The organism is Vagococcus carniphilus, assembly GCF_014397115.1.
GTDB classification, from domain to species: Bacteria; Bacillota; Bacilli; order Lactobacillales; family Vagococcaceae; genus Vagococcus; species Vagococcus carniphilus.
Genome location: NZ_CP060720.1, coordinates 2,928,062 through 2,950,444, shown reverse-complemented (window position 1 = coordinate 2,950,444; position 22,383 = coordinate 2,928,062). Strand labels below are relative to the sequence as shown.

General features: G+C 33.3%; 18 protein-coding genes and 1 pseudogene. 4 read left to right on the top strand and 15 right to left on the bottom strand.

Translation table 11 applies throughout. From position 1 onward, the window contains the following. Nucleotide 1: 1 nt before the first annotated feature. From H9L18_RS14350 to yfmF, 3 genes are all read right to left on the bottom strand, one after another. Nucleotides 2-958, bottom strand: a complete 957-nt coding sequence (locus H9L18_RS14350) for a helix-turn-helix domain-containing protein (protein ID WP_185847496.1) — start codon at nt 956-958, stop codon at nt 2-4. Between the two features lie 166 nt (nt 959-1,124). Beyond that, the gene (yfmH, locus tag H9L18_RS14345) at nt 1,125-2,414 is read right to left on the bottom strand and encodes an EF-P 5-aminopentanol modification-associated protein YfmH (RefSeq protein WP_126794470.1); all 1,290 of its coding nucleotides are present in this window, start codon (nt 2,412-2,414) and stop codon (nt 1,125-1,127) included. A gap of 2 nt (nt 2,415-2,416) precedes the next feature. Further along, nucleotides 2,417-3,682, bottom strand: coding sequence for an EF-P 5-aminopentanol modification-associated protein YfmF (gene yfmF, locus H9L18_RS14340; protein WP_126794468.1), 1,266 nt, complete (start codon nt 3,680-3,682; stop codon nt 2,417-2,419). A gap of 282 nt (nt 3,683-3,964) precedes the next feature. Between yfmF and mscL the strand changes: the two genes are divergently transcribed. Further along, a complete protein-coding gene (gene mscL / locus H9L18_RS14335; protein ID WP_126794464.1) occupies nt 3,965-4,408 on the top strand; it encodes a large conductance mechanosensitive channel protein MscL in 444 nt (147 codons plus the stop codon). Between the two features lie 44 nt (nt 4,409-4,452). Here the strand turns inward: mscL and H9L18_RS14330 are convergent, their stop codons facing one another. The 5 genes from H9L18_RS14330 to H9L18_RS14310 form a co-directional block, all read right to left on the bottom strand. Further along, complete coding sequence (locus H9L18_RS14330) at nt 4,453-5,421, bottom strand: ribose-phosphate diphosphokinase (protein ID WP_126794461.1); 969 nt, start codon at nt 5,419-5,421, stop codon at nt 4,453-4,455. A 94-nt stretch (nt 5,422-5,515) separates the two neighbouring features. Further along, nucleotides 5,516-6,889, bottom strand: coding sequence for a bifunctional UDP-N-acetylglucosamine diphosphorylase/glucosamine-1-phosphate N-acetyltransferase GlmU (gene glmU, locus H9L18_RS14325; protein WP_126794458.1), 1,374 nt, complete (start codon nt 6,887-6,889; stop codon nt 5,516-5,518). 105 nt (nt 6,890-6,994) lie between these two features. Then, nucleotides 6,995-7,825: a pur operon repressor gene (purR, locus tag H9L18_RS14320; protein WP_126794455.1), complete on the bottom strand. Its 831-nt coding sequence runs from the start codon at nt 7,823-7,825 to the stop codon at nt 6,995-6,997. A gap of 244 nt (nt 7,826-8,069) precedes the next feature. Next, nucleotides 8,070-11,558: an FN3 associated domain-containing protein gene (locus H9L18_RS14315; protein ID WP_126794452.1), complete on the bottom strand. Its 3,489-nt coding sequence runs from the start codon at nt 11,556-11,558 to the stop codon at nt 8,070-8,072. A gap of 138 nt (nt 11,559-11,696) precedes the next feature. Next, nucleotides 11,697-12,437 (bottom strand): hypothetical protein, encoded by a 741-nt coding sequence (locus tag H9L18_RS14310; protein ID WP_187559350.1) that lies wholly within the window; start codon nt 12,435-12,437, stop codon nt 11,697-11,699. Between the two features lie 172 nt (nt 12,438-12,609). Between H9L18_RS14310 and H9L18_RS14305 the strand changes: the two genes are divergently transcribed. Further along, nucleotides 12,610-13,464, top strand: a complete 855-nt coding sequence (locus H9L18_RS14305) for a hypothetical protein (RefSeq protein WP_187559349.1) — start codon at nt 12,610-12,612, stop codon at nt 13,462-13,464. 67 nt (nt 13,465-13,531) lie between these two features. On the opposite strand, the gene H9L18_RS14300 is transcribed toward H9L18_RS14305, so the two are convergent. Both H9L18_RS14300 and H9L18_RS14295 read right to left on the bottom strand, forming a co-directional pair. Continuing rightward, the gene (locus H9L18_RS14300; protein WP_126794443.1) at nt 13,532-14,338 is read right to left on the bottom strand and encodes a metal ABC transporter permease; all 807 of its coding nucleotides are present in this window, start codon (nt 14,336-14,338) and stop codon (nt 13,532-13,534) included. Next, nucleotides 14,311-14,991 carry a metal ABC transporter ATP-binding protein gene (locus H9L18_RS14295; RefSeq protein ID WP_126794440.1) on the bottom strand — a complete coding sequence of 227 codons (681 nt, stop codon included), beginning with the start codon at nt 14,989-14,991 and terminating at the stop codon, nt 14,311-14,313. The genes H9L18_RS14300 and H9L18_RS14295 overlap by 28 nt, the downstream gene beginning before the upstream one ends. 453 nt (nt 14,992-15,444) lie before the next feature. On the opposite strand from H9L18_RS14295, the gene H9L18_RS14290 reads away from it, so the two are divergent. Both H9L18_RS14290 and H9L18_RS14285 read left to right on the top strand, forming a co-directional pair. Beyond that, nucleotides 15,445-16,233 carry a hypothetical protein gene (locus H9L18_RS14290; RefSeq protein ID WP_126794437.1) on the top strand — a complete coding sequence of 263 codons (789 nt, stop codon included), beginning with the start codon at nt 15,445-15,447 and terminating at the stop codon, nt 16,231-16,233. Nucleotides 16,234-16,340: 107 nt separating this feature from the next. Continuing rightward, nucleotides 16,341-17,387 (top strand): WxLIP family cell surface protein, encoded by a 1,047-nt coding sequence (locus H9L18_RS14285; RefSeq protein ID WP_126794435.1) that lies wholly within the window; start codon nt 16,341-16,343, stop codon nt 17,385-17,387. 51 nt (nt 17,388-17,438) lie between these two features. Here H9L18_RS14285 and ispE read toward each other — a convergent pair whose 3' ends face one another. The 5 genes and pseudogenes from ispE to H9L18_RS14260 form a co-directional block, all read right to left on the bottom strand. After that, entirely contained in the window at nt 17,439-18,296 is an 858-nt protein-coding gene (gene ispE, locus H9L18_RS14280; RefSeq protein WP_126794432.1) for a 4-(cytidine 5'-diphospho)-2-C-methyl-D-erythritol kinase, read from the bottom strand. 268 nt (nt 18,297-18,564) lie between these two features. Further along, nucleotides 18,565-19,637 (bottom strand): annotated as a pseudogene (locus H9L18_RS14275) (ABC transporter substrate-binding protein). Nucleotides 19,638-19,650: 13 nt separating this feature from the next. Beyond that, on the bottom strand, nt 19,651-20,472 hold the full coding sequence (locus tag H9L18_RS14270) for an ABC transporter permease (RefSeq protein WP_126794427.1): 822 nt from the start codon (nt 20,470-20,472) through the stop codon (nt 19,651-19,653). Beyond that, a complete protein-coding gene (locus H9L18_RS14265; protein ID WP_126794424.1) occupies nt 20,469-21,281 on the bottom strand; it encodes an ABC transporter permease in 813 nt (270 codons plus the stop codon). The genes H9L18_RS14270 and H9L18_RS14265 overlap by 4 nt, the downstream gene beginning before the upstream one ends. A gap of 11 nt (nt 21,282-21,292) precedes the next feature. Further along, entirely contained in the window at nt 21,293-22,381 is a 1,089-nt protein-coding gene (locus tag H9L18_RS14260) for an ABC transporter ATP-binding protein (RefSeq protein WP_126794420.1), read from the bottom strand. Nucleotides 22,382-22,383 lie beyond the last annotated feature (2 nt).

Here is a 22,383-nt window from a genome sequence, read left to right as displayed (position 1 = left end):
CTTATTCAAATACCTCTTTCTGTTCATTTGTAGTTGTAGTCGAATCTGCATCCGAACTATCTGTCTTTAATGTTATCATTTTTTTACCAGTTGTGGGAGTTTTTTCGTTAAATTTAAGCTCCTCACCGTTAATGCTAATTTTAACATTTGGCGCAGCACCTACGACAATATCAAAACTAGTCATTTCTTCAGGGACAAACGTTTCTAAGTCTTCACCTGGTTGAATCGTGTATTGATAAAATAATTCTTGCGTTTCAGGAGATTGTAGACCAACCCAAGCAGGGCCGTCAGTACCTTTAAAGGTAACTTTTACAGGTTTTTCAAGTTCCTTAGTTGTAAAGGCAGCATAATCCCCAGTATCTTGTTCCAATGTGAAAGCAGCAGCTTTTTTATCTTTTTTCTTCGTTTTCTTTTCTTTTTTCTCATCAGTTGATTCAGCTGATGAACTATCTTCTTCTTTAGACTCTGACGTTCTCTCTGATTCTAATGTGTTAGAGCCAGCTAGGTTTGTCGTTTTATCTGGTATCGGAACAATAGGCCCTTGCTCTGAATCGATGAAGATAGCATAGCCAATCGTCCCAATAATTCCCATCACAACCAAAACAAGTAAGGCTACAGGAATATAAGATTTGACTAAATTCTTTTTGGTGTTAGTTTCATTGTATTTTGACTTTCTAGAGCCCTTTACAGGGATCGATAAAGCCATTGTATTCATTAAGTCGTTTCGCTCTGGTTTGCCGTCTAAACGTCTTAAAAGCGGTTTTGGATTAAGTCCAACTGCTTCGGCGAATTGTCTAATGAATGTTCGTTTGTAATAATCACTTGGCATGGCGTCAAAATCATTGTCTTCTATTGCTTCTAAGTAACGTCGTTGTATTTTAGTTATTCGCTGTAAATCACCGATTGTAAGGCCACGTTCAAGACGTGCAGCTCTCAATTTTTCACCAATCGTTTCCAAGTCTTCGCCCCTTCTTTCTAAAATTGCCGTGTCTGTTTTTCAGGTAGCTTATCAAAACTAAATGCATCCTGACTAGAGGTGTAACGGCTAATTAAATCATCTGTTTCTTCTCTTTATACTATATAAAATTTTTTTATTTTTGCCAATTAGACTATAGACCGAGCTTTTATTTTGGATAAATAAAGAAGCGGCTTAATCCTTCTGGTCTAACAAATGCTTCTTGAGCAGCTAATAAATCATCTAATTCGATACTATCAATAATTTCAGCTAAATCAAAAAGGGTAGTGTCCCCAAATTTGGCTCCACTAAATTGATTTGCAATATACTCAAGAGAATCAAGAGATTTCAAATGTTTACCCATCATTTTTCGTTTAGCTAAATTCAAGTTTCGTTCAGTTAATTCAGGACTGTCCTTAGATTTTAAAATCAAGTTAATCATTTGATTGGCAAAACGCTCTGGTTCATTTGTATCAGTACTAAAATCAGCAAAGTGAAAACTGCGATCTAGAGTGAACTCAAATGAAAAGGAATCATCAATTAGTCCCTCATTGTACATGCTTAAATAACTCTCAGAGGTGTCCCCGAAGAGTAATTGTAAAAGTAATTGAAGAGTCGTTTGATATTTAAGACGTTCAAACCCGTCTTCTGGAACATCATCAAGTCCTTTTAATCCAACAATCGCTTTTGGGCGACTAACAGAAAGATTAATTTGATCTTCTTTAATAATGTCTTTTGCATTTTCCACTGGGAAACGACGTTCAATTGGTTGAGCTTTAACAAATTCTTTTTGTTTTTGGTTATCAATAATAAATTGCATTAACTGCTCAGGGTCCATTTTTCCTACAATGAAAATATTCATGTTGCTAGGATGATAGAAGGTATTGTAGCAAAGGTATAAATCTTCAGCTGTAATATGTGAGATACTTTCTTCTGTTCCTGCAATATCAATATGAAGAGGATGTTTTGGATAAAGGTTGTTTAAAATACCAAAGTAAAGGCGCCAGTTAGGGTCGTCTTGATACATCTGGATTTCTTGACCGATAATTCCTTTTTCTTTGTTTACAGATTCTTCTGTAAAGTAAGGGTCTTGAACAAAATCAATTAAAGTTTGGATATTTTCCAACATATTATCCGTACTTGAAAAGAGGTAGCTTGTACGAGTAAAGCTAGTAAAGGCATTACTTGACGCACCTTGTCTCCCAAATTTTTGGAATACATCTTCATCTTCTTTTTCAAATAATTTATGTTCTAAAAAGTGAGCAATGCCATCAGGTACTTTTGTAAAAGAATCGTGTCCTAAAGGGATAAACTCATTATCAATGGAGCCATAATTAGTAGTGAACAACCCATAAGTTTTATGAAAATCAGGTTTAGGAAGTAAGGTTACTTCTAACCCGTTATCTAAAATACCTGTATAAAGGGTTTCGTTGATTGAAGGATAAAAAATCTTCTTCATAATTAATTTCTCTCTCCTTCCATGAAATAGACAGCTTGTAAGCGAACGCTTTTAGCAACTTCTTGAATGTCAGCAATCGTTACAGCATCAATTCGGCCCAACCATTCTTCTTGAGAAATATCTGCCACAGGTACTTTTACTTTTAAATAAGCCTGTTCTAAGAGTGCCCGTTGATTATCTAAACCAAGTAAATATTGATTTTTCAACATGACTTTTGTTTGATGTAAGTCTTCTTCGCTTACTTTTCCTTTAACAAGCTCTTTAAGCTGCTCGTTAATCAGTCTTAGCACTTTCTCTCGGTTATTACCATCAATACCTGTTTGAACTGTTACAAGTCCTCTAAAGGGCTCTAAGGCACTACTCGCATAATAAGCTAAACTATGTTTTTCTCTAACATTTAAAAAGAGCTTAGAATGAGGGAAGCCACCAAATAGTCCGTTAAAGACCATCAAAGCAAAATAAAGGTCATCATAATAAAAAATGTCACAATGATAAGCTAAATTTAATTTAGATTGAACAACAGGTAGGCTCTCTGTTTTTTGCTGAATGACATTTTGAAAAGGTGGCTGATAAAATAGTGGAACAGAAAAAGCTTCACGATCAGAAAAACCAAAATCTTTAAAGCAACGTTCTACATAACCTTCAGCAACATTACCAATGACTAAAATATCCACACGATCATTAGCAATCATCTCTTTGTAATAATCAGCCAGTGAAGCAGCTGTCTCTTTTTCAATCGTTTCAACATCACCAAAACTTGGTGTTCGTTGACTACTTGATTGAGAAAAGAATAAATTTTGAAGAGAAAGAGCAGCGTATGTTTGTTTATCATCAAAAATAGAGTTGATGTATTCAATTAAATTAGCTTGTTCCCGATTAAATGTGTCTTGTTCAAAAGAGCCGTCTTTAATATTAGGTGAAAATATGATTTCTTTTAGGAAGGCCACAGAGGATTCTAAAACACTTGTTCCATTTGGTACTAAATCATCGTTAATAATATTTAGAGAAATAGTAAAATAGTGTTCATTACCACTTCGACTAACTCCAATTCCAAAACCTGCTCCGTAAAGGTCAGATAATTTTTTACTTAAAGCGACTTGGTCAGGATAATTAAGGCTGTTAGTTTCCATTAAGCTCGCAAGTAAAGAGCGTTGACTACTAGTTACTTTATTTAAGGGTGTCGCAAAGCGCACCAAAACACGTACAGTTTTATATTTTTCAGTCGGAATGACGTGTAAATTCACTTGTTTATTTAATTCGAAAGTCATAAATCTAATCTCCTTTGTTGATCAGATGGTGTCTGTATTTGTAAAATAAGATACACCTAACTAGATTACCAAAAATCGAGGTAATTTGATAGGAAAACACTTGATTTTAAGCGAAAAAAAGTAATCTTAAGAAAAGATTAAGGAATCACTTAAAGAAGTGTATTATTATTGTTCTTTACAATATCATATCATATATTACAAATATTTCATGTGTCAAATCAAAATTAATGCACATTAAAAAATTCTTTTGTATAATGAGTAAGTATTAGGGGGGATATTAATATGTTAAAAGAATTTAAAGAGTTTATTTCACGGGGAAATGTATTGGATTTAGCAGTTGGTGTTATTATTGGGGGAGCATTTACTGGTATTGTTACAAAATTAACAGACAATGTTATTACGCCGTTAATAGGGCTAGTTATCAGTTTAATCTTTAACGATGTAAAAAATGTTGAGGATGCCACAAAGGGATTAAGTTTTAGTGTTAATGGTATAAAATTTGATTATGGTGCAGTTATTTCAGCTGTTATCACATTTTTAATTACGGCATTTGTCTTATTCTTGATTATTAAAGCTGTTAATAAAGCAAATACGATTATTCCTAAAAAAGAAGCAGAAGAGATTGAAGAAGAGGAACCAGAAACAACTGAAGCTATTTTAAATGATATTCGTGAGTTACTAATTGAACAAAATAAGTTAGAGGCTTCACAAAAAAAAGAGGAATAAAATAAAAACTGTTAACAACTTTTTAGCTGTTAACAGTTTCTTTATTATTTTTTAGTTTCAAAAAGTGGACTAACAGGTTTATTTTCATGAATGCGTTTAATCGCATCTCCCATTAATTCGCCAACGCTAACGATTTCAATTTTATCAGATTGTTTGTCATCTGGTAATAAAATTGAGTCAGTGATGATTAATTTTTCAATGGATGAATTATCGATTCTTTCGATAGCTGGACCTGATAGAACAGGGTGAGTACAACAAGCAACTACTTCTGTTGCCCCTTTTTCTTTTAAGGCTTCAGCAGCTAGTGTAATAGTACCAGCTGTATCAATCATGTCATCAATTAAGACACATTTTTTACCTTTAACTTCCCCAATGATATTCATTACTTCAGCAACATTCGCTTTTGGACGGCGTTTGTCAATAATCGCGATAGGTGATTTTAAAACTTCAGCCAATTTACGGGCACGCGTTACGCCACCGTGATCTGGAGAAACAACGACAACATCGTCTCCTTCATAGCCATGATCAATAAAGTAATCAGCTAAAAGAGGAGCTGCCATTAAATGGTCAACTGGGATATCAAAGAATCCTTGAATTTGAGCAGCATGTAAATCTAGTGCTAAAATACGTGTTGCACCAGCTTTTTCAAGCATATCCGCTACTAACTTAGACGTGATTGGCTCACGAGAACGAGCTTTACGATCTTGACGAGCATAGCCATAATAAGGCATAACAACGTTAATTGTTTGAGCACTTGCGCGTTTTAACGCATCAATCATAATTAACAGCTCCATTAAATGGTCGTTAACTGGGTTACTAGTTGATTGGATTAAATAAACGTGACTACCACGGATACTTTGCTCAATGTTGATTTGAATTTCACCATCGCTGAATTGTTTTACTTCTGATTTTCCTAACTCAACACCAACAGCATCAGCAATTTTTTTTGCTAAAGGTTTGTTAGAGTTCAAAGAAAAAATTTTTAGTCTTGGATCAAAGTAATGATTAGACATGAGGACCTCCACTTTCTATTTCTAAACTTAAGATTACACTTCCAACTAAATAGTAGTCATTTTTTACGAATAAATCAAGTGATTTCAGGTCTTTTTATTCGTTATATGGCATTTTTTTCGCATAACCCTCTAAATTTGATTGACGTCCTCTAGCAATTCCTAGTGCGTCTTCTGGTACATCTTCTGTAATGGTCGACCCAGCAGCAGTCGCAGAGTTACGCCCTAAAGTCACAGGTCCAACTAAATTGGTACCACTGCCAATAAAGCTGTGATCGCCAATTGTTGTGTGGAATTTATTTTTTCCATCATAATTAACAAAAACAGTCCCACATCCAACATTTATATCTTTTCCTAAAGTAGCATCTCCCACATAAGTTAAATGACCAACTTTAGATTCTTTACCAATTGTTGCTTTTTTAATTTCCACAAAGTTTCCAATGTGTGCATTTTCGTGAATTTCGCTATTAGGACGAATGTGAGCATAAGGACCAACATCGGCTCCATCTCTAATAGTAGATTCCTTAATATTAGATGAGTGTACTTTGACATGGTTGCCAAGAACGCTATCTTTAATATCTGAGTTGGTACTAATATAACAATTATCACCAATAATTGTTTTTCCACGTAAGATAACACCGGGTTCGATTAAGGTATCGTGACCAATCACAACATCACTTTCAATATAAGTGTTACTTGGATCAACAAAGGTAACACCATTTCTCATATGGGCTTCATTGATACGAGCGTTCATCAATTGGCTTGCTTTAGCTAGAGCGACACGATCGTTAACGCCCATTGACTCATCTTCTGAATCCATGACAAAGGCTGTGACGATTTCGCCTTGTTCTTTTAAGATGCTTATAACATCAGGTAAGTAGTACTCACCTTGAGCATTATCATTTCCAACTTTTGTTAGAGCTTCAAATAAAAATTCATTGTCAAAACAGTAAGTGCCAGTGTTAAATTCATTGATTAATAATTCTGCTTCTGAAGCATCTTTATGCTCAACTATTTTTTCAACTAAGTTATTGTCGTTACGAACGATACGACCATAACCAGAAGCGTCACGAGCAATAGCAGAAAGAATCGTTGCTTTTGCGTTTGTTTCTTCGTGGTGCTTAACTAATTTATCTAATGTGTCTGAAGTTAAAAGAGGTGTATCTCCACAAATAACAAGAGTTGTTCCTTTTTTATCTTTTAATAAGTCAGCAGTAGCTAACACGGCGTGACCTGTTCCTAATTGTTCTGTTTGAAGGGCATATTTTGAACGTTCACCTAGATGATCTTTTACCGTTTCAGCGCCAAAGCCGACAATTGTGACAATCTCATCAACATTAATTGCTTCTACTTGTTCAATAACATGCTCTACCATTGGTTTTCCTGCAACAGGATGTAAAACTTTGTAAAGTGATGATTTCATACGAGAACCTTTACCTGCTGCTAAAATAATTGCATAACGATTTTCCACTAATTAAACACTCCTTGTAAGACTAATCTAAACATTTTAAGTTATTGTACCAAAAAAAGAGCTGATGTATCAAGCTCTTTTGTAGTATCAATTGACTAGACCAATTTAATTTTTTGTATCAACATCAAAGTAGTTCCCAGGAACAACCGTGATATTTTTAGTTCGTGTGTCAACATCTTTTACACAAAGTAAAGAGGTGTAATCATCAATCATTCGACGACCACTAAATGTTGATTCAGCAAAAACAGTAATGCCAACTAAAGTTGCTTCAAATTCTTCTATTAAAGCTTTCATTCCGTTAACTGTTCCGCCGCCTTTCATGAAGTCGTCAACGACTAAGACACGAGAGCCACGTTTCAAGCTTCGTTTAGAAAGCTCCATTTTTTCAATTCGTTCAGAACTACCTGAAACATAATTAACACTTACAGTTGAACCTTCAGTAATTTTTGAATCACGTCGAACGATGACAAATGGGACATTTAAATAATAAGAGACAGCTTGTGCAATTGGGACACCTTTTGTGGCAACAGTCATCACAGCATCAATCTCTTTATCAACGTATTGTGAAGTAATAATTTGTCCAATTTGTCTTAAGAGTTGAGGATCACCTAATAAATCCGATAAATAGACATAGCCACCAGGCAATAGACGATCTTGTTCGGATAAACGTTCACATAAACTATCGACCATTTGTTTAGCATCTTCAAAAGGAATTTCAGGCGTAAAAATGACGCCACCAGCAGCACCAGCAACAGTTTGTAATGTACCAAAACCACGTTCTTTAAATGTTTTTTTAATAATCGTTAAATCTTCACTAATAGAAGACTTAGCGGATTCATACTTTTTAACGAAAAAAGTAAGAGGAGTTAACTCGTGAGGATGACTTAAGATATAACTTGTCATGTCAATCAATCGTTCACTTCTTTTAATCTTCATGGGAGAGCTCCTTTATAATTTAAGTAATATTGACTATTATAGTATGTTTTGAGCAAAAAACAAAGTATTTTTATGAAAAAAAAGAAAATGTTCGCGAATTTAGACTTGATAGTCAATAGATAAAAGGAAAAATAAATTAAAAAAATGGGATGAATATCAAATAAATAACTGAATCGCTTATTTTTTAGACAATAAAAAAGGAACAAAGGGATTTCTCCGATTGCTCCTTGTTAATAGATAAACCTTATTTTCGTGTTGATAACGGGCCCCAATTATTAGCTTGGAAAGCTCTGATAGTTAATTGTTCGGTATCAGCTGATAATGCTTTACCAGAGTATTTAACGGCTGATTTAGAAACAACCCCATCATTTCCCATTGGGTCAGATCCATCAGTTGTATAGTAAATAGTGACATTTTTATCTGAGCTTAATAGAGTGAGTTGGTTATCTTTTTCTTTTATATTAACAGGTGTAAGAGTATGTGCCATATTATATTTTAGCCACATTTCTTGAGAAAAATTAACTCTATCTGGTACTTGGTTAAGAATTTTTTCTTGTTGTGTTTTCCAATTTTGATACATATCTTTTCTAGCGCTCATGTAAGCTGCATCTAATTTATAGGCATCATCTAATTCATTAATATTTTCGTTGATAAGCTTTTGAATGTTTTCTACTGAAAGCGGAGCTGTTGCTTGTTCATCAGAAAATTGTCCAAATTGTTTGGCTACTCGGTCCTTAACCATTGTTTTAAATTCGAGATTTCCGAGATTAGCATTTGTGCTATTTCCCGAGAATGCTCCAAAAATCTTACCAGGGCCCTCTTTAGATCTAGCATCTGAATTCCATTTGTAACGATAAGTTCCACCGCCACCAGCAAGTGGTGCTTGGCCAGTACCAGTTTTATTATTGTTATGGAAAGCTCCATCAGTGTCATTCACATTAAATTTCATTTTAGTAGCTTTTGGATCATTTTCTAAAACACTGTTTTGAACAACTGCGTCAATTTCACGTTCTGTATCAACAAACATGAAGAGAATTTGAGTTGTAATTAAATCATCAAAATCGATATATTGTTTAGCTTTTTGGAAATCTTTACTTGTAACTGATTTATTGATGGTTGGCCAGATGATAGATTCTTTGTCACTAACAAATCCTGTAGAGAACTTGGCATCTTGGAAACGAATCTTAGTGTAATCATCATCATTACCACCAAAGTATTCTTCAAACATTTTTTCTCCGAAATCTTCTCTTAATGTTTTAACACCAAAATAAGTTCCATTATAAAAATAGTGAACATAACGAGCGTCAAGGGAAATTTTTCCCATTTCCTTAGCTAGAGTATTGGTTACTTTTTCGTCGTAACGATTATAGCCGAGACCGTAAATATCATTTTGAGGACCATCTTGACCTTCTTTTAATTCCAGTTTCGCAAATTTTTTAACCACTGGATAAGGGTCGTTTGGTGTTTCTTCAAAAAATGAATATTTAGCTTTTTTTGTTAAAGCACTTCGGTTAAATTTAACAGCAACACCTGAATTATACTGATTAGAACTGACTTGTCCGAATTTTTTATTGGCTGAAAGGCTAAAATAATTTCCATGGTTAGTAGGAGTATGCGTATCAATATACTCGAACGTTCCATTACTTTCTGTCTTAGTTAGGTTGGTTTGATTACCAGTGACAGAAATAATTGGGAACTGTTTTAGACCAGTTGCATATTCTTTAGATGTTATAGAATCTTTGTACTGCCATTGTTTGCCACTTCTTTTTTCATTTTGATAGTTATCTTCTAATACATAAGAGTGGGCTATGATGCCTGTTTGTGAATTATCATTATAAGCAATTGCTTTTACAACGGTTGTTTGCTTAATAGAGATTGGTGATTTATAAATCGTTCCATTAGTAGGTGTTGGATCTGTTCCGTCTGTAGTATAACGAATTGTTAAATCAGAATCAGCACCAAGTGTTAAATTAAAAGCAGAAGGGTAGAGTCCTCTTTCATGACTAAATGTTAAATCAGAATCAGTTTTTGCCTGATTATTACTCGTTTCAAACGTTGGCTCATTTATTAAAACGACATTAAGAGCTCCGTCAGGTTTCCTACCAACCGTTTGATTGTATTTGTGTTTCGTATAATCAATTGAATCAATCACTCTTTTGTTATTAACCAAACTTAAATTACCAGAATTACTTAGTTCAAATGAGGCATGATCATTACCAAGTTCTGGTTTGGCATCCATATAAAGAACACGGTGACTTTTAGCTGGAATAAAGAAATGAGAAAAAGTAAACTTTTTCTTTTTGTTAACAAGAGAAATATCGCTATCTAAAAGAACGGGTTCCTCATTATCATTATAAAGCTCAACCCAACTTTCTTTTGAAGCTACAGTTCCTTCTGTAGAAATTTCATTGATAGAAACACTTTTTATTTTCTCAGCATCAGTTATCACGTCATCAAAAGTAATAGGGTTATCACTATTTTGATATTTAATTACTAATTTAGGTGAATTGGTTTTATCAAAGGAATAAACATGACCTAAAAAGGCATCTCCCTCTAATTTAAAACCAAGAGATTGTCCTTCTTGCCAACCTAATAAACGATTTTCATTAATAATATTAGCAAGATTATTAGTTCGGATTGTTTCATTTTTAGTTTGAAATTGATTGAAGTTTGTTTCAGTTTTTAATTTACCGTAATGACGATTACTAATATGACCATTTTCTTTTTTGTAGGCTTCAGCATTTCCTATTTCTGAGTAAGCACGAACAGTTGAAGTTGCAGGTTTTTTAGAAGTCGTCGCAGTGACAAATTCGATATATGCGTCTTCAATAGCTGCATTTTCAGGTAAATCAACCTGATTAAAGCGCAAACCAATTAATTGTTGCCCTTTTGCTGATTCTCCACCAAAGGCAAGATTTCCTGTTGTTGTAACTCTAGTAGTGTCTGCTGCTTCTTGAGCTGAATTGTCTGCAGATTCAATAGGTATAGAAATTTCATTCGTATTAGATTCATATTCAAGAACTAATTTTGGAGCCATTTCAGGGCTTGATTCAAAAGATTTGGCATTAAATTTTCCTTCTTGATTGCCTTTTATTTTAAAAACTAAATCATTTAAAGCATTATTATGGCTGAGCATTTCTTCAATAATGGCAGATAAATCATCAGTTTCTAAAGTTTCGTTAATAGCTACTTTGTCAGGAGTTGTGACAACAATCTGGTTGTCGCTCATCATACGACTGCTAAAAGAATCAGGAGTTCCATTAAAAGGACTGTTACTTCCGATTTCTCCTTGCACAGTAAAGGTTGTGCTATTTTTAGAAGATGTTTTTGCGGTAAAAATAAGTTTAGCTGTTTTTATTGTGGTGTTTTTAGGTAAATTAATCTCACTAAATCTCAAATAAGTATCAAATTCCTTACCACCACTTAAATCGAGTGAGGTGCCAGTTGAATTAACTTTTTTTCCATTAGTAGAGACATCACTTTCCCTGTTCGTGATTGGAATCTCCTTTTTGATTAAATAATGATCTCCATTGATAGTGCTAGCTGTTTTTAATTTTGCGGGAGTTAACATTTCTTCATCGCTATTGATGTCAGAAAAATCTTCTTCATACTCTTGAGTAATAGAAGTGGTGTCCTCTGTTGATATATTATCGTTTGCTATTTCATCAGCTGAAGTTAAAAGAGGAAAACTAAACAAACAAATACCAAGCGTTACAAATAAATTCTTTTTCATTACTATATCTCCTTTTATAAGAATGTTCTTTAAGATAGAATTTAACCTATTTATAAAACTAAATCAACCTTAATATATCTTTAAAATAAAAAAGCAACACTTGGTAATCAACCAAGCGTTGCTTTTTTATCCTCAGAATTAAGGAATGATAATATTTTCGATGTCGTTAAGGACACCTTTTTTTTCAAATTCGGCATATTTTTCTTTAATAATATCTGTTGCATTAGAAATACGCTTTAAATCAGATGTTCCATCAGTTGATTCTTGATACTGAGGAATCGAATTTTCAATAATTTCATATTCGTTATTTTTTAGTTTTTTAGCTGTTTCTATTTTTATAATTGGATTTGGATTAAGTTCATTCTCTAAGCCAATAGCAACACGGTAATACAAATTATCTTCCTCATCATTATCGTTAATTTTAATGAATTTGGCTACCTTAGGAAAAAGTTGTAGAGATTCTTCTTTTTTCTCTGCACTATTTAGGTTGAGATTCCAAATAACAACTTGAGTGACAATGACACAAATAATTGTAATAAATAATAATAGAAATTGAATATCGGCGTTTTCTTTCATAGTATTTGGAAGTACTTTTTCTGGAAAGGAGAAAAGTAAACTTAAGAAGGTATATTCGATGATGAGCAGGGAATATAGGGAAAAGTTTTTCTTTACTTGAGTAATATCCATTGATTCAATATCTAGAAAATTTAAAATAGCAATAAGAGACATGTACGTACAAAAGTACCATAAAAAGAAAAGTGAAATCTTCATTGAATTTGGGCTGCTAACAAAGAGAATCGTTTGTATCGCAACAATAGCTAAAAATAAAAAAGCAAAATATTTGTCAAGATTGTTCATTTTTTTAAATTGAATTTTCATTATAGTTAGTGAAACACTCCTTTTAAATTTTATAAAAATAGTATATAGTCACTTCTTTTTCAAAAAATATAATAATCTGTTTTAAAAGAACATTATTAATTCAAAAATGACTTTATTTATAACAACTTTTATACTACAATGGTTATTATAACAATTTGTTAGGAGTATGTAAATGAAGAGTAAAAAAATATACTTGTCTTTAATATTGCTGGCCTTTAGTATAGGTGTAAATGTAAGCGCTGAAGAAAGTACCGTTAATAATAAAGAAATGGCAAGTTCATTAGAAAAAAAAGAAGAGAATGTAGATGATCTTTATGAGGCAGCTATTAATGATTTAGAATTAAACAAGCAACGAGATATTTTAACACAGGAACAAATTGATGAGTTTATGCCTAGTCTTATCAACTCAACAACTATTGATCAAATAAAGGATAATATGACTAAATTTTATTCTAAATATGATGTATACCCGAAATTAGAGTTTAATGAACGATTGGTTAATATGAAGAATTACATTCTTGGTCTGATTAGTTCTAAAAATATTAGTGAAGAAGTGGGCAATCAATTTATCCATCAAATTGACCAATCTACATCATATGATGAACTTAATGGTATTCAAAAAAATGTAGATAAATTATTATCTGGTAATGCGGTTGTTAACTCAAATAGTAATGAGAATAAAGCGCCTGTTACTGAGAATGTAACTATTAATAAAACAGTAAAAAATAAAGAGATGACTAAAAAAGAACAAGAAGTACCTTCAAATGAGGTAATAGCTGTTAGCAAAAAAAATACAAAACAGGCCGGTAATAGCTCTAATCAAGAAGTTAATAAAATAGAAGAAGAAGGAAATAGCACAAAGAATCCATCTAATACACCGGTGAGTCAAGGAAATGTAATGGCTTTTCTGCCCAAAACAGGTATTTCAGGTAATACAGCCATTTTATCATTGTCAGGATTTTTCTTATTTATTGGTATTATTGCTATCACAGAATTAAGAAATAATAAAAACAAACTTAAACAGTAAAACGATTAACTTGATAAAAAAATAAACGTCTATAGCGGATATTTATGCTATAGACGTTTATTTTTTGTTAATGACTCTTAATACTACTTTTGATATTGACTAAAATAAAGATAAAAATAAAGATTAGTGTAATGGTTGCGCCAGGTGGAGTATCTAATTGATAAGAACCAATTAAACCAGAAATCATCCCGATAAATCCAACAATAATACTAACAACAATGACTTGATTAAATGTCTTACCGATTTTCATTGAAATGGTACCTGGTAAAATCATGATAGCTGACACAAGTAAAGCTCCAGCAATAGGAATCATGACAGTAATCGCAACACCAGTCATGACATTGAAAAGAGTTGATAGGAGACTAACTGGTAGCCCATCCACATGAGCAGTGTCTTCATCAAAAGTAAGGACATACATAGGACGTCTTAAAAAAATGAAAATAATAACAATTAGAATCATCAAAACACCTAGTATTTTAACTTGAGACCAATTAATGGTGATAATTGAACCAAATAAATATTGATTAATATTCATGGTGTTTTCACCTTTATTAAGGCTCATCAAGACAAGAGCAACAGCCAACCCACCTGACATTAAAACTGCTGTTGAAACTTCTGAGTAAGAACTATAAAGTTTCTTGATATACTCTAAAACCAAGGCAGAGAGGACTACAACAATTAAAGTAGTCACAGTTGGGTTCATATTAATGAAGAAACCAAGAGCAATCCCAGCTAATGAAACATGGGATAAGGTATCAGCCAAAAGCGATTGACGTCTTAAGACAAGAAAGACACCAAGTAAAGGCGCGATAACAGCCATAAAAGAAGCAGCGATTAGCGCTCGTATCATGAAGTCATATGAAAACATCTCCATTCTGTGTCCTCCTTTCTCACTAGCTGGATATGTCTATCCATATATTCTTTAATATCGTCATGATCATGGGTAATCATCAAGATAGCTTTTTGATGAACATGAGAACTATGACGTAATAGACGATAAAAATTACGACGTGATGCTTCATCCATTCCTGTTGTTGGTTCATCTAAAATAAATAAATCAGGATCAGAAGCGAATATGCGAGCTAAGCAAATTCTTTGTTTTTGTCCACCAGATAGTTCGCCAATTCTTTTATTTCGCATATCCCACATACTAACAGAACGCAGAGCTTTTTCGACATGCTCATGATCTACCTTTGATAATCGTTTAAACCATTTGCCTTGATTAAATCGACCTGATTGAACCAATTCAAGGACTGTACTAGGGAAACCTGCATTAAAAGAAGCTATTTGCTGAGGACTATATCCAATTTTTAAAGGGTTTCCTTCTATATTAGTAGGAGAAATGTTAACGTCTCCTTCAGCAGGTTTTAGTAAACCCAATGTATTTTTAATAAGTGTTGACTTAGCAGCCCCGTTTTCTCCAGTTAATATGACAAATTCTCCGGGTTCGATGGAATAAGAAATATCTTCAAGAACTGGTTCTTCGCCATAATAAAAGGTTAAATTTTGGACATCTATGTATTTCATAAGGGAGCTCCTTTCTTTTTTAAATCGTAACAGTTACATTTTGTGACAAAGAAAATAATAACAGAATATAGTAGTAAAATCAATTAATTAATTTTAGAAAGTTGTATTCACTAAGGATGAGATATTAAAAAAATAACAAAATTTATTTATGGTTTAAAAATTCTATGAGTTGTTATTTAACTAACTTATTAAACAGTTTCTACTCAATCGTTCTTTAAAAACTGTAGTGTTACTCTTATTACGATAAAGTGTGGGATAAAAAGATTGAATAATCTTCTTATTTTCGTTAAAATAAGAAGATAAGAAGGATATTTTATAAAAAATAACAGAAAAAAAGCGATAGAATATTTTTTGTTTATAAGGGTTGTTATAGTGCTTATGATGAATTTAATTAAAGTTATTCTGTTTATTATCAATGAAATACAATAATTATAATAAAAGGATGAATTAAATATGAAAAACAAAATGGGGAAGAGTACGCAGTATTTAACATTATTTTTTAGTTTAATAATAATGCTATTTTTTACGTTACATGGTGCAACAACTGTTCAAGCTGATGTTAGTGTTGCAGATGATAAGCAACTAGCAACCGTACTAACTACAGCGGGGGATGAAACAGTTAGTTTATTACGAGACATTACTTTAAGTGAGCGAGTAGATATAGTTGGAAATAAAACAATTGATTTAAATAATAAAAAACTTACTTTGGCTGAAGGTGCAAATGATGCAGGCAAGGTAGGGAAGTTTTATTTAAATCGAGCAGATAACCAACAATTTACCATAAAAAATGGTCAAATGATTGGTGGTGATACCCGTGGTTTGGCGTCCCACGGAAGTATTATCGGAGCTATCTCTGTTGGAACTTCGGCTAATGCTAATCTAGTTACAACGGTACAAGATATTTCCCATAATAGTAAAGGCGGTTTTTATAAAGGAAAGACAAGTAAAGTTGTCTTTAAAGGGAAAGTTACGCTTGAAAATGAACAGTTTAATGTTCGGGCAAAAAATATGGATTTTTATGGAAATTCTCAAAATCCTGATGATCCAGAAAATGTTGATTTTTATGGATATGCTTCAGCTGATGGAGATCCACTTGATTGGAGTACTTATAATGGCGGGCTTAACCTAAGTTTTGATGGTTATGAAAGTTTCTTAGGAGCGAACCAGAGAATTTTAAATATCAATAAGAACGCAAAAGTAAAACTGAAAAACCAGCTGAAAAACCAGCTGAATAACATTTAGCTTATTATCATTTTATAAACAAATTCTGGAAGTAATTTCCAGAATTTGTTTTTTTATAGAGTGGAATACTTTATACTATTAATATATTGTAATGGTAGGAGAAAAAGATGAAACAAAACAAATTTAGCTATTATGTAGGGATTATTTTTTTAGTTACTTTTTCATTGATATCAGTAACAACACAAATAGCACAAGCTGAAGAAACTTCAGGTATGACTTTTAATATGGAATCTGTTATATCCGAAAAACAGTGGGAAAAGGGAACAAGTTCGAGTTATTTTGATTTATTAATGAAGCCAGGAGAAGAGACTCAACTAAAAGTAGTGGTTTCAAATGATAGTGAGCAAGCACAAAAAATAAATGTTTTCCCGGCGGATGCTTACACAAGTCAAACGGGATTAATTGATTACACAACAGACCAGAAGAAATTAGATAAATCATTAAAATACCCAATGACCACCTTAGTTTCAAAAGCCCAACTGATAGAATTGCAACCAAAAGAATCCAAAGAAGTTGTATTTGATTTGAAATCACCTGAAGAGAGTATAGCAGGAATTATTGTTGGAGCAATTGTTGCAGAGGGAGTAGATAACCAGGATGCAACATCTAAAAAAGCACAAGGTGTTAGTATTGTTAATAAATTTCAGATTGTTAAGCCTATTATTTTAAGACAAAATGAGTTGATTATAAAAACAGACTTAAAATTAAATAAGGTAGCCTTTACTTCAGTGGGCAGCCAACCAGCTGTAACAGCTAATATCAGTAATGTAACTCCGACTAAGTTTGGTGACCTATCCCTTGAAGCGAAAATCAGGAAAAACAAACAAGATAAAGTTCTAAAGAGTCAAAAAGTTAAGGATTTAGAGATGGCACCTAATTCAAATTTTGATTTTCCTATTTATTTAGAAGATGCTAATTTAGAAGCAGGGGATTATGAGTTAGAATTAGTTGCTAGAACAAATGGTGAAAGTTGGACTTTTAAAGAGCCGTTTAAAGTGACGAGTGAACAGAGTAAAGAGTTAAGTAAAGCGGTAGCTGAAAAACCAAAAGAAGAAGTGAAGCAAAAGAAACCAATCGGATTGATTATATTTGTGGTAGTAGTAATCATAGGTACTATTTCAGGTATTGGCTATTGGTATTGGAAAAAGAAATGATAAAAAAATAATCTTCTAAAAGATAAAGTAATATCTTTTGGAAGATTATTTTTATTGTTTCAAAGTTCTTACCACATAGACTTCCCGACAAAAACCTTTTAAAGAGTTAGCTATATGAAGGGCTCGGGAGTGTTTTTCACAAAGAGCGACTACCGTTGGACCACTTCCGCTCATAACAGCAGCATCAGCTCCAAATTGAATCATTCTTTCTTGAATGGTTTTAACAACAGGGTACTTAGATGCTGTATAAGCTTCTAGGGAGTTGCCTAAGTGCTTTGTCATTTTTTTATAATCGTCTTGCTCAATAGCTTCTTTTAAAAGAGAAATATTTGGATGAGGTAAATCATCTACGTTTATTTTTGAAAAAACGCGAGGTGTGGAGACGCTAATATTAGGTTTAACTAATACTACCCAACATTGAGGTAAAGGCTTAGATAGTGGCGTTACGACTTCACCTAAACCTGTTACAAGGGCCGTAGAGCCTTGTAAACAAAAAGGGATATCAGTTCCAATTGGGATAGATAAGCGCATTAAATCCTCCATTTCAGCATTTAACTGAAATAATTTGTTGATACCTCTAAATGTTGCGGCAGCGTCACTACTTCCTCCGCCTAATCCGGCAGCAACAGGGATATTTTTTTGTAATTCAACGTGAACTCCGCCTTCAAAAGGGTAGTTTTTTTTCATAACTTCAATGGCTTGGAAAATATTATTCTTTCGGTCGGTTGGTAAAAAACCGCTGTTGGTTTCGATGATAATCTTCTCTTCTTTCAAAGGTCGAAATGTGAGACGATCAGCTAAATCAATACTTGCCATAATCATTTCTAGTTCATGATAGCCATCTTCTCTTTTATATAAAACATCTAAGCCGAGGTTGATTTTTGCAGGTGCTTTTTCGATGATTTCCATAAATGTCATCTCCTCGCTAAAAAATATAGTTGCATTAATTATACACGAAAGAGGTTCTCTTTTGAAACTTTTGAGAGTTAAGTTTTGATTGTTTTTTGTGAATAAAAGCAAAAAAATAAAACAACGTCTGGGAAAGAGGTTGTTTTATTAATTGGGAAGGATATGAATTCTTTTGATTTTTTTTCGGCTAATAGTCATTGAAATCCATATCGCCTCATCAATATAATATAAAACAGAAAAAGTAGCAAAAATTATGCCTGTTATTAATTTATTTTCGATACATTTTAAATTCTAGAAAACGATCGTTGTAGATTTCTAAATATTTAGAACCTAAGTCTTCGTAGACTTCCAGATTTTTCATAGTTGCCTCATCTGGATAGAACTGCTCATCTGATGTGATTTCTTTAGGAAGTATCTCAACAGCCTTTTTATTTGGTGTTGAGTACCCAATGTATTCGGCATTTTTAGCGGCATTTTCAGGACGCAACATAAAGTTGATAAAGTCATATGAGCCTTTAACATTTTTAGCTGTTTTAGGAATAACGATATTATCAAACCAAAGATTAGAACCTTCTTCAGGAATCACGTAATGAAGATGTTCATTGTTGTCTAACATTTCACTTGCTTCACCTGAAAAAGATACAGTAACGGCACTTTCTTCATTAATCATGTACATCTTGATTTCGTCAGCTACGATAGCTTTAACATTATTCGTTAAACCAGTTAATTTTTCAGAAATTTGAGTTAACTCTGTATCATTCTTACTATTAAGAGAGTAGCCCTCACTGTTTAAAGCAAGACCAATCACTTCTCTAGCGCCATCTATTAACATAACGTTATTTTTTAGTTCAGGACGCCATAAATCGTTCCAATGTTGCATGTTTTCTTCTTTAACAAACTTGTCATTATAGATGATTCCTAGAGTTCCCCAAAAGTAAGGGACTGAGTATTGATTCCCTTCATCAAAGTCAATATTTAAAAAACGAGGATCAATATTTTCAAGCCCTTTGATTTTACTGTGGTCTAGCTTTAATAGTAAGTTTTGTTTCATCATCTTTTGAATCATGTACTCACTCGGAATAGCGATGTCGTAGGCTGTGCCACCTTGCTCTATTTTAGTAATCATGGCTTCGTTAGAATCAAAAGTTTCATAGATTACTTTATAACCATATTCTTTTTCAAATTGTTTTAATAAAGAAGGGTCAATATAATCCCCCAGTTGTAAATAGTTATGACTTCAGAACCTGAGGAACCAGATTTTTTTTCAATATTAATCGCAGTGAATGTAAGGAGAACAATGATGCCAACAATTCCAATAATCAGTGAATTTAATTTTTTCATGTGTTTCTCCTTTCTAACGGACTAATTTCTTTTTGTGTTTTTTAGGTGTGTTGTCTTTACTAATAAAGTAATAACCAAACACTAAGATAAGTGAAAACAAGAATAAAAGGGTGCTCAAAGCATTGATTTCTAAGCTGATACCTTGGCGAGCTCTTGAGTAAATTTCAACTGAAAGAGTGCTAAAGCCGTTTCCTGTAACAAAGAAAGTTACAGCAAAATCATCTAGAGAATAGGTGAAAGCCATAAAGTAACCAGCAATAATACCAGGAGTTAAATAAGGCAAGATAACCTGTCTTAACACTTGAAAATTATTCGCTCCTAAGTCTCTAGCCGCATCAATTAAAGATTCATTCATCTCTTGAATTTTAGGTAAAACCATTAAGACAACAATGGGAATACTAAAAGCAATATGGGATAGTAACACCGACATAAAGCCTAATTTAAAGCCAAACCAAGTGCCAAGTGAAGTGAATAAAATTAAAAAACTAGCTCCTATAATAACGTCAGGAGAAACCATTAAGACATTATTCATACTAAGAACCATATTTTTAACACCACGACGTTTGGTGTAATGAATCCCCATGGCACCTAATGTTCCAATAATCGTTGCAATAAAGGCTGATAAGAAGGCTAGTAGGAATGTGTTCACCACAATACCGATTAAGCGAGTATCCTCAAAAACAGCTCGGTAATGTTCTAAGGTAAACCCAGTGAACTCTGTCATACTACCACCTTGATTAAAAGAATAGTAAATTAAGTAAAAAATCGGGACGTAGAGCAAGATAAAAACAGAGATAAGGTAGAGATGAGACCATTTGAATTTTTTAGTTGTCATTTCTTTTTCTTACCTCCTTTTTTCTTTTCAGCTGTTAACAGCATGATAATAAACATGGTGATAATTAAGATAACTCCAATGGTTGACCCCATGCCCCAGTTTTGAGTGACAAGGAAATGTTGTTCAATCGCTGTACCTAGGGTTATGACGCGATTTCCACCAATCAAACGTGTTAACATGAACAGGCTTAGTGAAGGAATGAATACAGCTTGAACCCCACTTTTAACGCCGTTTAGAGAGAGTGGGAAAATCACTCGTCTGAAAGTTTCAAAGCCATTTGCCCCTAAATCTCGACTAGCTGAAATTAAAGAGGGGTTGATCTCTTCGAGGGCATTAAAAATCGGCATAATCATAAAAGGAATCTCAATATAAGTTGCCACAAAAATAAAACTAACATCTGTAAAAAGAATTTGCTTCGAACCAATACCAATCATTTCTAAAAAGGTGTTAACACTTCCATGAATACTAAAAATACCGATAAACGCGTAAGCTTTTAATAGAAGGTTAATCCAGGTTGGTAAAATAATAAGCATCAGCCATAGCTGTTTATGTTTTGTTTGATTGAGTAAATAGGCAGTTGGGTAACTAACTAAAAGCGTAAAAATAGTAATTAAAAAGGCATAGAATACTGAGTTAAATGTCATTTTTAAATAAGTCCCAGTTGTTAAATATTGCTGGTAGTTAGCTAAAGTAAAGGCACCACTCGCATCAAAAAAAGATTGATAAAAGATTAAGAGAACAGGTGCTATTACAAAGAGTAGGAGCCATAAAACATAAGGAATCGTATATAATTTTTTATTTGCTGTCATAGTCTCCCTCCTTAATCTTCGTCATAGCTTTCAAGTCTTGCGTCAAAGTCTTCTTCGGATTCACCAAAACGCATGACGTGGATATCTTCTGGTTCAAAATGAAGACCAATTTCTTGTCCTTCTTTACTTTTTCTAGTGGAGTGAACGGTCCATTCATTGCCTTCTTTATCAACGCAAATAATTTCATAATGAACGCCTCTAAAAAGAATTGTATCCACTGTTGCGACCAATTTACCTTTTTCAATAGGAACCATATTTAAATCCTCAGGTCGAATCATAATTTCAACGGGTTCATTTTTACGCATCCCACTATCGACACATTCAAAGCTTTTTCCAACAAAACGGACTAAGTTATCTTCTAGCATCGTGCCATCAACAATGTTACTTTCCCCGATAAAGTTAGCGACAAAACGGTTAATGGGTTCGTCGTAAATGTCTCCAGGCGTTCCACTTTGTTCGATATTACCTGCATTTAAAACAAAGATTTCATCACTCATGGCAAGAGCTTCTTCTTGATCGTGAGTAACAAAAATAAAGGTAATGCCTAATCGTTTTTGCAAATCTCTTAATTCTGATTGCATGGCTGTTCGCAATTTCAAATCAAGAGCAGATAAGGGCTCATCTAGTAATAAAATGTCTGGTTCATTGACTAACGCTCTAGCAATTGCCACACGTTGTCTTTGTCCACCTGACATTTCACTGATTTTACGTTCTTCAAAACCAGATAATTGAACCATGCGAAGGGCATCTTTCACTTTTGTTTCAATGACTTTTTTATCTAATTTTTTGATTTTTAAACCAAAAGCCACATTATCAAAAACATCCATATGAGGAAAAAGGGCGTAATCTTGAAAGACTGTGTTTACTTTTCTTTTGTTTGCGGGAAGTTGATTAATCTTCTTGCCGTCAAAATAAATATCGCCACTTGTTGGTTCGGAAAAACCGGCAATTAATCTTAAAATCGTTGTCTTACCACAGCCGGAAGGACCGAGTAAGGTGTAGAATTTCCCCTGTTCAATTTCAAAGCTTACTTGTTTTAAGACGACATTATCGTCAAATTCTTTCACCACATTATCAAAACGAATAATAGTGTTGCTCATTA

Bases quoted from the DNA above. Each gene is read 5' to 3' on its own strand.
- H9L18_RS14300 (WP_126794443.1), bottom strand. From the start codon at position 14,338: ATGGAGATGTTTTCATATGACTTCATGATACGAGCGCTAATCGCTGCT.
- ispE (WP_126794432.1), bottom strand. From the start codon at position 18,296: ATGGAAATCATCGAAAAAGCACCTGCAAAAATCAACCTCGGCTTAGAT.
- yfmH (WP_126794470.1), bottom strand. From the start codon at position 2,414: ATGAAGAAGATTTTTTATCCTTCAATCAACGAAACCCTTTATACAGGT.
- H9L18_RS14270 (WP_126794427.1), bottom strand. From the start codon at position 20,472: ATGACAACTAAAAAATTCAAATGGTCTCATCTCTACCTTATCTCTGTT.
- H9L18_RS14305 (WP_187559349.1), top strand. From the start codon at position 12,610: ATGAAGAGTAAAAAAATATACTTGTCTTTAATATTGCTGGCCTTTAGT.
- yfmF (WP_126794468.1), bottom strand. From the start codon at position 3,682: ATGACTTTCGAATTAAATAAACAAGTGAATTTACACGTCATTCCGACT.
- H9L18_RS14315 (WP_126794452.1), bottom strand. From the start codon at position 11,558: ATGAAAAAGAATTTATTTGTAACGCTTGGTATTTGTTTGTTTAGTTTT.
- mscL (WP_126794464.1), top strand. From the start codon at position 3,965: ATGTTAAAAGAATTTAAAGAGTTTATTTCACGGGGAAATGTATTGGAT.
- H9L18_RS14265 (WP_126794424.1), bottom strand. From the start codon at position 21,281: ATGACAGCAAATAAAAAATTATATACGATTCCTTATGTTTTATGGCTC.
- H9L18_RS14330 (WP_126794461.1), bottom strand. From the start codon at position 5,421: ATGTCTAATCATTACTTTGATCCAAGACTAAAAATTTTTTCTTTGAAC.
- H9L18_RS14290 (WP_126794437.1), top strand. From the start codon at position 15,445: ATGAAAAACAAAATGGGGAAGAGTACGCAGTATTTAACATTATTTTTT.
- H9L18_RS14285 (WP_126794435.1), top strand. From the start codon at position 16,341: ATGAAACAAAACAAATTTAGCTATTATGTAGGGATTATTTTTTTAGTT.
- purR (WP_126794455.1), bottom strand. From the start codon at position 7,825: ATGAAGATTAAAAGAAGTGAACGATTGATTGACATGACAAGTTATATC.
- H9L18_RS14295 (WP_126794440.1), bottom strand. From the start codon at position 14,991: ATGAAATACATAGATGTCCAAAATTTAACCTTTTATTATGGCGAAGAA.
- H9L18_RS14260 (WP_126794420.1), bottom strand. From the start codon at position 22,381: ATGAGCAACACTATTATTCGTTTTGATAATGTGGTGAAAGAATTTGAC.
- H9L18_RS14310 (WP_187559350.1), bottom strand. From the start codon at position 12,437: ATGAAAATTCAATTTAAAAAAATGAACAATCTTGACAAATATTTTGCT.